This is a genomic window from Methanoregula sp. (assembly GCF_052325125.1).
Lineage (GTDB): Archaea > Halobacteriota > Methanomicrobia > Methanomicrobiales > Methanospirillaceae > Methanoregula.
The window spans coordinates 21704-31889 of sequence record NZ_JBKQWO010000016.1 but is presented as its reverse complement, the minus strand read 5'-3'; the positions used below and the strand labels follow the sequence as shown (position 1 = coordinate 31889).

Sequence of the window (10186 nt, the reverse complement as noted above, 5' to 3'; positions counted from 1 at the left end):
GGATCAGGTGCTGGGCATCTGTATTGACGGCGATAAGTTTGGCGCCGTGGATCCCCTCCTCCATCATGCGGGTGATGGTGTTGGAGCCGCTGCCACCGCAGCCGATCACGGTGATCTCGGTCTTGAGTTCGCTTAAGATCTGATCAAGATCCTCGTTGTTCTGCGATGGGGACGCAGTCTCGTCCCTTGCCTTTGTGAGTGCCTCTTCAACAATCGACCTCATGAGTTCTTCTCCAGTCCCGGGATGTGGATCTTTGTTTCAGTGCGGACCGATACCATTTCTGGCAGGATTACCCGACCCTCATGATCGACTGCCTGCCCAAGAGCAAGCTTTCGGTAGGCAGGCCCGGCCGGTACTCCCAGTTCGCGCGCTTTTTGGGGGTCGAACCGGACCTTTCTGATGATCAGGCAATCACGTTCCGTCGCTGTGATTTCCTTGCTACGTATGATTTTTACGCACAACGTATTTAAAGCATTTATTATTTCCGAAGAATCTTTACGAAAAACCACAAACTGCTGGAGCAGCCGGTTGTCCTGCGTGGCGAGATGGGCAAGCGAAAGATGCTCAAAGCCCCTGATCAGGTCAGGTTCCCCGGTTTTTGCCGCCTCGGCAAGAAGCACCGGGTCAAGGGAGATAACCGTAAGCGGGCCGGTGCCTTCAAGTGCGTGGACAAAGCATCGTGCCCCGGGAGAAACAGTCATGGCCAGATCCCGCACCGCACGGTAGGTTTCCCATGACAGTTTCCCGAGTGCGGCAATTTCGCTCTCAAAAAGCCGGGGGACCCCCAGGTGATCGAGCAGCCCGGTAAGCTGCCCGAGGCAGGCATGATCGAGCGCTTTACGGTCGATATACGCAGCAACCGCCCCGCTCCTTTCGATCATCGAACGACACATATCCTCGTCCAGTGATGCGATCTCCCGTGTATGGGCAATGTGCCCGAACGCCCCCCGGGTGGCAAGGGAGATACCTGTCTCCCGCACAGCATAATGGGTGCCGCCAAAACCGATAAGCGGGACGGCGTTTGTGAGGGGCTCAGCCTCCAGCACCGCCTCTGCCACCGCCCGGCCTGCAGCCGGGTCGGCCCATTCCTTTTCCGTGCTTCCGATCTCGACAAAAAACGAGGGATGGGTCAACCCTGTCGGGCCGTGGTGGGTAATCTCATAGGAAACCCGGTAGTTCCCGGGGCAGTGCCGGGCCAGCGCCCGCAGGGTTGCCTGCATCATCGCCGGCGCTGCCGGGGCAAGCGTCCGGGGACGCCCTCCCAGCTCCGCGTCCCGGAAGTTCCCGGTGGCATGAACTGTAAGTACCGGTACCGGATTGACGCTCGTGTGCCGCGAGAGGAAGATGAGCAGGTCCGCATCGATGCCGGCGTCAACGCCCTCTGCATGGATGAGCCTCCCGTCAACATAAAAAAACTCATAGTTTCTCTCCGGTCTCCCGGAGGGGCGGGTATTCCCCGAGAGGCACAGTTCGATATGGTGCCTGATATTGCATCCCGCCACGTCCTTGCGGGAATTGACGAGCGCTACCTTCATGGTCATTTTATACGCGGTTCTCCACGAAAAGCCTCGCGTGGCGCATGGTTCCTGGTGCCGGGTTCATAAACCCTATCATACATGAGGGTACACCACACTGGTACCATGGACGAAAAAAAGATTGAAACTGTGTTTGCGGAGGAGAAGATAGCAAAGGTGATCACCTGCCCGCAGGCATTCGCGATCGCAGAAAAACACGGGATTCCGAAAGCGGCGATCAGCGAGTACTGCAACACGCACGGGATCAAGATCCGGGCCTGCCAGCTGGGCTGCTTCAAATGAACGGATAAACAGAGCTTTTTTTATCTGTCGCCCGGGTGCACGAGCCCGTTTGAGATCGTGGAGGTGCCGCCGGGGATGGCGTATTCTTGCCGAAGCGCCGGATCTGCTCAACCGGCAGTATTTTGATGCGATCGTCCAGGACTATGCGATGCCCGATATGGACGGGAGCAAACCCTTGTTTAAAACCGGTCGGTACAAGAAAACTACTTTGTCATAAAGAGCCAACATTCATCGATACGTTTGGGCATCCCGCCATCGTAACAGAGGGATTTTGTGAAGGAAGTCACCGCGAACTTTTCTGCAAAGGATATCGAGCGCGAGGTGCAGGAGTACTGGCGCACCCACGGGACCTACCGGGCAGTAAAGGAGCTCCGGCACGCCGGCAAACCGTTTTTTTTTGTTGACGGCCCGCCGTATACCACGGGGCAGATCCATTTAGGCACCGCGTGGAACAAGATCATAAAAGACTCGCTTCTCCGGTACCAGCGGATGAACGGGAAAAACGTCATCGACCGTGCGGGCTACGATATGCATGGCCTTCCCATCGAAGTCAAGGTCGAACAGGCACTCGGGTTCTCCTCAAAAAAAGATATCGAGACGTTCGGGATCGGGCGTTTTATCGAGCAGTGCCGGGAATTTGCCATAAAAAACAAGAAACTGATGGACGCCCAGTTCGAGAGCCTGGGGGTCTGGCTGGACTTCAAAAACGCATACCAGACAATCACACCGGGATACGTGGAGGCAGCGTGGTGGACCCTTGCACGGGCCGATGAGAAAGGGATGCTGGAACGCGGGTACCGGGTCGTGAACTGGTGCCCCCGGTGCGAAACGGCGATCGCGGATGCCGAAGTTGAATACTGGGACGAGACCGACCCCTCGATCTTTGTGAAGTTCCCGATCCGGGGAAAGACAAACGAGTACCTGGTCATATGGACGACGACGCCATGGACGCTCCCGGCCAATGTCGCGGTCGCGGTGGCAAAGGATTTTATCTACGCAAGAGTCCGTGCAGAAAAAGATGGCCGCGAGGAATACCTCTGGATGGCGGAACCGCTCATCAAGCCGGTGCTGAAAAAAGGGCGGTACCAGAAGTTCGAGACACTGGAAACAAAGAAAGGTTCGGAACTGGCTGGCTGGGAGTACGAATCCCCGCTCGCGGAGCAGGTCCCGCTCCAGCGCGAGATTGCACACCGGGTCGTGACCGCAGACTTTGTTGCGATGGAGAATACCGGCCTGGTGCATATCGCACCGGGCCATGGCTGGGATGACTACGTGCTCGGGGCAAAAGAAGACCTTGCCATCGTCTGCCCGGTCGACGGTGCCGGGAAGTTTTTACCCGCTGCAGGAATATTTGCCGGGAAGGTTGTCCGTGACGCGAACGGGGACGTGCTCGACGCCCTGTGCGACCACCTTCTTGCCACTGAAAAGATCACCCACCGGTACGGCCATTGCTGGCGCTGCAAGACACCGATCATCTTCCGGGCAACTTCGCAGTGGTTCCTGAAAGCTTCGGAGATCCGCGACCTCATGCTTTCCGAGGTCGAAAAGGTCACGTGGTACCCCGAGTGGGCGGGGAGCGCACGGTTCTACGACTGGATCAAGGAGGCCCGTGACTGGTGTATCTCCCGGCAGCGCTACTGGGGCATCCCGATCCCGGTCTGGGTCTGCACAAAATGCGACAGGTACCGGGTCATCGGCACCATTGCGGAACTGGAAAAGGCGAGCGGGAAACCCGTACCCGATCCCCACCGCCCGTTTGTAGATGACGTAACGATCCCGTGCACGTGCGGCGGCGAGATGCACCGGGTGGGGGATATCTTCGATGTCTGGTTCGATTCCGCGGTTGCATCGTGGGCGACGCTTGGCTTCCCGGCAGAGACGGCGGATTTCGGGAAACTCTGGCCGGCAGATTTTATCACCGAGGGCCAGGACCAGACCCGGGGCTGGTTCTACTCGCAGCTGGGCGCGAGCACCATCGCGTTCGGGAAGGCGCCGTACAAAAGCGTCTGCATGCACGGCTTTGCACTCGATGCCGAGGGAAAGAAGATGTCAAAAAGCCTCGGGAACGTAGTGACTCCCGAAGAAGTGATCGCAAAAGTCGGTGTCGATGTGCTCCGGCTCTACGTGCTCTCCTCATCAGCCCCCTGGGACGACCTGAAGTTCAACTGGGACGGGGTCGCGACCGTGAACCGTGCGACAAATATCCTCTGGAACGTGTACCGTTTCCCGATCCCGTATATGATCCTCGACCGGTTCGAGCCGCAGTCACAGGACGGGGTCTGGAACGGAGCGTTTGTTGCCGCTCACCTTCGGCAGCTCCCGGACGAGGACCGGTGGATCATCTCCCGCATAAATACCGTTGCCGGTATCGTGGATGCGGCGACAAAGGAGTGCCAGCTCCACCGGGCGACCCGGGAGCTCGTCACCTTCATTCTCGAAGACCTCTCGCGCTGGTATGTCCAGCTGGTCAGGCCCCGGATGTGGCTGGAAGGCGAATCGCAGGAGAAACGGTTTGCCTATGAGACGATCTACTACGTGATGCGCCGGCTCATCGGGCTTATGGCCCCCTTCTGCCCGCACATCACCGAGGAGATCTACGGCAACATCCGGTGCAGGAACGATCCCGCGAGCGTGCATATGCTCGACTGGCAGGCCTGCGATGATGCACTCACCAACGCGGAACTGGAACACGCCATGGAGCTCGTCCGCTCATTCGACGATGCGGTGCAGAACGCCCGGCAGGCAGGCAAACGGAAACTCCGCTGGCCGGTGGAGGAAGTCGTGATCGTGACCGCAAAGGAGGATGTCAAAGGGGCCGTCGTCCGGCTTAACGAGGTCTGTAAAGACCGGGCGAACGCCCGCCGGGTCACGGTCGTGATGGGCCGGTGGGACCGGATCGGCTGGCACGCGGAGCCGGTGATGAAAGCGCTCGGGAAGGGATTTGGCAGGGATTCATTCAAGGTCAAGGGGCTCATCGAGGCCGCGGACGGGAACGCGATCAAGATGGCAGTCGACGCCGGGCAGACATTTACGCTCACGAGCGGCAGTGCAGCGTTCGAGATCGGTGCAGAGCACGTGACGTTCACGGAGAAACTCCCGGTCGGTATCTTCTCGGCCCCCATGGAGGACGCAACGGTGTACGTAGATGTGGCCCTCACTCCCGAGCTCGAAGCGGAGGGCTACGCCCGCGAGGTGATCCGCCGGATCCAGGAGATGCGCCGGCAGCTCGATCTTGCGGTCGAGGATTTCATTTTGGCCGATGTGGCCATTGCCGACGAGCGCATCTGCGGGCTTGTCAGCACCGGCTGGAAGGCCGGGATCGCGGACGAGGTCCGGGCAAAGGAGCTCTCCCTCCGGCGGGATGGCGAAGGCAGGGCGCCGGTGCACCAGCTCGCAAAGGACTGGGATGTCGAGGGCATTGCGATGACGATCGGCATCTCGAAAGCGGCGTAAGACCGGCTGAATTTCTTTTTTTGGGGGGGGCGCAAGACCTAAAATGCATTCACTCATCTGGCGGCGGGAAGAGAATCGGATCGGGATGTTTCCCATCATACCTTGTTTTTTCACATTTACAAACCCAAACCCGCCTAGTAAAACTCCCGGAATTTTCCTTGCGCGAAAGTCCACGGGCCCAAAAAAATTCCGGCAGATCGCGGCGAAAACCGGAAAATTACCCGGATTTCCCCACTCCACCGACGGAGCACGTAAACTGCCACCAGTTCCCGCACGACCGATCGAACCGGGTACGGTTGCGCTGCCAAGCTGGCCGCCCGGATAACGGTGCCCGAGCGCCAGAGTAACTTATGCCCCACCGCAGATCAGCTTCTGCAAAAACGCCTGCCCTTCCGGCGTCGAAAAAAGCGGGAGATCGCGATCCGCTGCAACCATGCTCCGTGTCACTGTCACGTGCTCTTTTGTGATCGGGTTGTAGCCTTCTTTTTCGATCTCCTTTTTGCAGACAAGCACCCCCCGGCGCTGCCAGGCCGGCGTCTTTGCGAGATTGACACCCCGCTTGTGCATCATCTCGTGAAGCTCCTGCGCCTGCATCCCCTTGAGCCTTCGTGCCGCGTCGGTCCCGTCCATTCCTTCCGCGATCAGCGCCTGCTGGCAGTAGGCGTTCAGGTGGTTGCGCCACGCCTCGTCCTGCCGGCCGGTCATGTACTCGATAGCGGATTCGGGTGTCGCCTGAACAATCCGTGCATCGAAGGCAAGCGGCTCTTTTGCACCAAGGACGAGGGTGAGGGCGCTTGCCGCGTAGGATGCGGCCACTGAATCGATCTTCTCCACCCGGCCCGAGAAGGGGAGTTCTCTGAGGTACAGGCTGATCTCGTCAGAGAACGTGTACGCAAAAACCGGCGTAAGACCGCTTTCTGCGACCAGTGACTGGCAGACCCCCACCATCGCTTTGCAGAACCCGTCGTCAAACGGTTTTGCAAATCCGAACCTCCTGGTCAGCCCGTGGAATGCGCGGCCATCGAGCCGGACAAAGACCGGGGGAATCGTGGCAAGATTTGAAAAGATCTCCCGGTTTTCCATAAGGATGCACCTGTTTTACGGGAGAGAAAAAACGGTGGCGGCCCCCGCACCGCCGGAACTATCATAGATGTTAAAAAAATCCGTTTATTCTTCCTCGATGGTGCCGGAACCGGCAAATGCGCCCGGAAGGTGGCGGATGAGCACGATATCATCGATGGCGCCGATAATCCGGTAGGGGATCTTAAGGCCCTTATAATTCTTGAGCTCGAAGAGCTGCTCGTTTACCTTCCCGACAACAAGCGATTCGATCTTCTTTGAATCCACGTCGATGACTACATCGTCGACTTCACCGATGTACATGCCTTTGTCAGTGTAAATCTGAAGCCCGAATAAATCCGTAATCTGGGTTTCCATCGTTATCTGATGAAAGTATATACCATATGGGTTAAAAAGATAATCCATACTTTATGGATGGATCTCTTCGAATCGGGCGGATTTTTGGTATCCCCATCCTGCTCCACTGGACATTCCTGCTCATCATCCCGCTGTTTGCGTATATTATCGGCAGCCAGATCGGGGCCACGACCGACATGCTCAAGGAGATCTTCAATATCGGGATCGATTCCAGCACCATCACCGCGGGATACATGCCCTGGATCCTCGGGACAATAGTCGCACTCGGCCTCTTTTTCGGGGTGCTGGTCCACGAGCTTGCGCATTCGCTTGTCGCCCGGACCAAGGGCATCAAGATGCAGAGCATCACGCTCCTGATGTTCGGCGGCGTCGCCCAGATGGACGAAGGGGCGCCGGAACCCAGAACGGAACTCCCCATGGCACTCGCCGGGCCGATCATGAGCCTTATCTTCGGGCTTGTCTGCTGCGGCCTCGTGTACGTAACCCCGGAGATGACCCCGGATCCCGCACTCCAGGGCGTACTTGTCTTTATTTTCGGGTATCTCGGGGTGCTCAACATCATCCTCTTTGCGTTCAACCTGATCCCTGCTTTCCCCATGGACGGTGGCCGGGTGCTCCGGGCGATACTTGCGGCCCGGATGCCGTTGCACCGTGCGACACGGATCGCGGCAAATGTCGGCAAGGCGTTCGCTGTGATCTTCGGGATTGTCGGGCTATACTTCTTCTCGCCGTTTTTGATCCTGATCGCTCTCTTCATTTACATCGGGGCGAGCATGGAGTCTACGGCAGTCCAGTACAATTTCCTGCTGCAGGATGTGACCGTAGGTACCATGATGAGCGCACCGGTGACAACGGTGCCCTCAAACCTGCCACTCTCAAAGGTTATCGAGATGATGTACGCAAGCAAGCATCTCGGCTTCCCGGTCATCGAACGCGACACGCTTGTTGGCATGGTGACTCTTGCGGACGTAAACCGCACCTCGTCCATTGACCGTGAGGCGATGCAGGTCAAGGATATTATGACCCGGGATATCGTATCCCTCCCTCCCACGGCATCGGTGATAGATGCCCTCAGGATCATGTCAACCCGGAATATCGGCAGGATTCCGATCGTTCATGAGGATCGTATCGTCGGGATCGTGACCCGCACCGATATCCTGAAGGTGACCGAGTTAAAAAAGATCTAAAAAACAGGTTTTAGCAGACGAGAAAAGGGTCGAGCGGCGAGCCCCCTGCGATCTTTGTAAATGCCGCAACATCCTTGAATGGCCTCTTTGCGAGCACAGCAGCAACCCGTTTCTTCCCGACGCCAGGCATCCAGCGGAGCGCTGATGCAGGCAGGGTGTTCACGTTGAGCGGCAACGGAAGTGCCGTGACTGATCGCATCCCCCAGTCCACTACCACGGCATCTATCACGGTGCGAACGGGAAGGTTCACCGGGAAACCTGCGAGGATCGGGTACGAGCCAGGCTGCCGGCCAAACGAGAGCTCATCCGAGATCTCGATCCGCACGTCGCGGAGAACAGTGCCGACCGGGAATACCCACCGGAGCATCGGGAGATCGATCTTCTGCCGGACAAACTCCTTGAAGGCCCGGAACCGCCGCTCATGTTTCCCGAGAGTATTATCCGTGTATACCGGCGTCCCTTCAAAGGGCATCACCTGCCGGATGTTGACGCGCCGGACCATGAGCCCGGCCGCAAGCACCCGGGTGAGGAATTCCTCGTTCCTGTCGTATGTCACCGCAGTTTCTCCCGCAAGCCCGCAGACGAAGTTTAGGCCCGGCAGCAGCTCCGGGATCCCACCCCGTCGGGTCCCGCCGATCTCGTTGACAATTTCTATCGCCCGGAAGACCTCGTCCGGCTGCGCCTTGAGGTTGTTTGCCGCGATCACGACCGGGTCTGCGGTTTCCATACCGAACGCGGCGACGTCGCCGGGCGTGTGGTGACGGATGATCGCGTCCAGTGCCTCCCGGCTCTTCTCCTCGTGCCGGGCAATAGTTGCCGGATTCGTGTTGTCAATGTGAAGTGTTTTGAGTGCCGGCGCCGAGGCACGGATCGCAGAAAAGAGCGCCTCGATCAAATCCGGGCGCGGGGCCGGGTACTCGCCCTCCCCGGAACCGTAGGCGAGGATGTCCGGCTGCCGGCCGACCCGGAAGTGGCGGGCGCCATGTGAATACAGCGCTGCAACCTCTGCCGCAACACCGCTGATTGTCCGGTACCGTGGCCGGCCGTAGAAGGGCTCGGTACAGAACGAGCATCCGCCCATCGCCCCGTGGGAGCAGCCCCGGGCGGTCTCGAGCTCACACATCACGTACGGGAAGTCCGGGTGCTGCACAATAATTCCGGAACCTGCAACACTCCACGGGTCGGTCAGTGCATAATCAAATATCCCGGCGGATTCATCCCCGGCAAGGTACCGGTCAAGCGCTACGGCCGGCTCGCCGCGAAGCAGCGTGTCAAAACCGGTAATGACCTGCCTGACCGCTTTCTTCCCACCCTCCCCGGCGTACCCGAAGCCGATGGGACCGCCGATCAGTTTTTTCGGGCCCCGGATCATGTGGCCCACCTGCTGGATCTCGGTGAGGGTGGCCGGAGTGCCGCCAAGGTATTTTCCCGGCACCGTGACACCGGCGATAACGACAAGGAGGCCGGCCCGGTTCATCTCCCGCATTCGCTGCGGATTGTTCCTGAGCTGGTCGATCGTGAGGTACCGGACAGCAAAGTCGTGTGCACCAAGCGCCCCGGCAACCGTACGGATATACGGTGAGATGTATGGTGGAACCCCGAGACACGCGGGTTCGTCCACGTACCCGTCGAGGATGATCGCCCCGGATGCTCTGGATATTTCAGGTGTCATGGCCGATCAGGGCAATGAGTTTTTTTGCCCACATAAGTTTCCCACGCTTGACCGGGTCGACGTTCTTGTCATCGAGATCAAATCCGACCAGCCTGATCGTTTTTGCGCCGAGCGCGTCAGCAGCAAAGACCGCACGGTCGCCATCGGAAAACCCGCCGAAGTTGTGGATGTGCAAAAAGGGGGTGCTCTGCGTGGTGGCAACAACGGGGCCGGTCAATTTTTTCACCCAGTGCCGTAGGAACGGGATATTATCCCCGTGGGCGTGCACGACAACGATCGTCCCGGCCCGGTTCATGTCGATGAGCAGTTCGGTCGCCCCGTCAAGGTCAGTGAAAACTGCATCGGGCCGGATTCCATGCGTGAAGAGGACATCGGCTGCTGCATCTGCGGCGAAGACCACACTGCCCTCCGGGATGTGGCCGAGTTCCCGGTTAAGGCCGGGTGCATTCCCGCAGACCACGATATCGTGCCCCGTTACCATTTGGGAGAGTGCGGGGAGGTCATCACGGCCGATGAGTGTTGCAAGCAGGGCGGCGGCTTTTTCGTCATCTTCGCGGGAAAACCCGAAATATCTGAGGATTTCGAGGTAATGCGGCTCCCATTCGGCAAAATCCATGAA

General features: G+C 58.6%; 9 protein-coding genes and 1 pseudogene. 4 read left to right on the top strand and 6 right to left on the bottom strand.

Going from position 1 to position 10186, the window contains the following annotated elements:
• Both ACLQMU_RS03905 and ACLQMU_RS03900 read right to left on the bottom strand, forming a co-directional pair.
• Positions 1 to 223: pseudogene (locus ACLQMU_RS03905) on the bottom strand (cell division protein FtsZ); the annotation flags it as partial.
• Positions 220 to 1542 (bottom strand): D-aminoacyl-tRNA deacylase, encoded by a 1323-nt coding sequence (locus ACLQMU_RS03900; RefSeq protein WP_422149998.1) that lies wholly within the window; start codon positions 1540 to 1542, stop codon positions 220 to 222. The pseudogene ACLQMU_RS03905 and the gene ACLQMU_RS03900, both read right to left, overlap by 4 nt.
• 99 nt (positions 1543 to 1641) lie before the next feature.
• On the opposite strand from ACLQMU_RS03900, the gene ACLQMU_RS03895 reads away from it, so the two are divergent.
• From ACLQMU_RS03895 to ileS, 3 genes are read left to right on the top strand one after another with little or no spacing between them, the layout of a single operon-like run.
• Positions 1642 to 1818, top strand: a complete 177-nt coding sequence (locus tag ACLQMU_RS03895) for a hypothetical protein (protein ID WP_424040862.1) — start codon at positions 1642 to 1644, stop codon at positions 1816 to 1818.
• Between the two features lie 49 nt (positions 1819 to 1867).
• Entirely contained in the window at positions 1868 to 2035 is a 168-nt protein-coding gene (locus ACLQMU_RS03890) for a hypothetical protein (RefSeq protein WP_424040861.1), read from the top strand.
• A gap of 56 nt (positions 2036 to 2091) precedes the next feature.
• Positions 2092 to 5271 carry an isoleucine--tRNA ligase gene (gene ileS / locus ACLQMU_RS03885; RefSeq protein WP_422149496.1) on the top strand — a complete coding sequence of 1060 codons (3180 nt, stop codon included), beginning with the start codon at positions 2092 to 2094 and terminating at the stop codon, positions 5269 to 5271.
• 348 nt (positions 5272 to 5619) lie between these two features.
• Here the strand turns inward: ileS and ACLQMU_RS03880 are convergent, their stop codons facing one another.
• Together ACLQMU_RS03880 and ACLQMU_RS03875 are read right to left on the bottom strand one after the other, a co-directional pair.
• Positions 5620 to 6354 (bottom strand): tRNA(His) guanylyltransferase Thg1 family protein, encoded by a 735-nt coding sequence (locus ACLQMU_RS03880; RefSeq protein ID WP_422149495.1) that lies wholly within the window; start codon positions 6352 to 6354, stop codon positions 5620 to 5622.
• A gap of 84 nt (positions 6355 to 6438) precedes the next feature.
• Positions 6439 to 6708 (bottom strand): PRC-barrel domain-containing protein, encoded by a 270-nt coding sequence (locus ACLQMU_RS03875; protein WP_422149494.1) that lies wholly within the window; start codon positions 6706 to 6708, stop codon positions 6439 to 6441.
• Positions 6709 to 6761: 53 nt separating this feature from the next.
• Between ACLQMU_RS03875 and ACLQMU_RS03870 the strand changes: the two genes are divergently transcribed.
• Positions 6762 to 7895 carry a CBS domain-containing protein gene (locus tag ACLQMU_RS03870; RefSeq protein ID WP_422149493.1) on the top strand — a complete coding sequence of 378 codons (1134 nt, stop codon included), beginning with the start codon at positions 6762 to 6764 and terminating at the stop codon, positions 7893 to 7895.
• Between the two features lie 10 nt (positions 7896 to 7905).
• On the opposite strand, the gene ACLQMU_RS03865 is transcribed toward ACLQMU_RS03870, so the two are convergent.
• On the bottom strand, positions 7906 to 9567 hold the full coding sequence (locus tag ACLQMU_RS03865) for a radical SAM protein (RefSeq protein ID WP_422149492.1): 1662 nt from the start codon (positions 9565 to 9567) through the stop codon (positions 7906 to 7908).
• Positions 9557 to 10183, bottom strand: a complete 627-nt coding sequence (locus ACLQMU_RS03860) for a 6-hydroxymethylpterin diphosphokinase MptE-like protein (protein WP_422149491.1) — start codon at positions 10181 to 10183, stop codon at positions 9557 to 9559. Before ACLQMU_RS03860 ends, ACLQMU_RS03865 begins: the two co-directional genes overlap by 11 nt.
• Positions 10184 to 10186: the final 3 nt, after the last annotated feature.